1 protein-coding gene is annotated in these 317 nt (G+C 70.0%); it reads left to right on the forward strand.

The window, feature by feature from the left end; translation table 11 throughout:
- Window positions 1-129 precede the first annotated feature (129 nt).
- The coding region (locus ADL01_RS46625; protein WP_234354794.1) for a hypothetical protein at window positions 130-317 on the forward strand (188 nt) is incomplete at its 3' end.

Consider the following 317-nt stretch of genomic DNA (forward strand, 5'->3'; position numbering starts at 1 on the left):
ATCTTCGCGTGTGCGAGAGCCCGGGCACGGCGGGAGGGGCGTGCGTTTCTGCCAGGCCGGCCGGGGGAGGGTTTTGTAAGGAAAGCTGGGCCGATTTAGTAATATGTGGCCCGGGCGCGCAAGCCGCGCATGGAGGCCACCCCAGACTTCGCCCTCCAGTGCTCCCCGGACCACCCCTGGGGGGAGAAGCACCCGGAGTGGGTCCACCACCGGGCGGTCCGGGCCCTTTGGCGCGGCCGCGTGCTCGAAGCCGTGCCTGACGTCCATGTCACCGTCGTACTTGGCCTTGCCGCGGGAAAGGGCGGCCTGCGCGTAGC

This window comes from Streptomyces sp. NRRL WC-3618 (assembly GCF_001280005.1).
Lineage (GTDB): Bacteria > Actinomycetota > Actinomycetes > Streptomycetales > Streptomycetaceae > Streptomyces.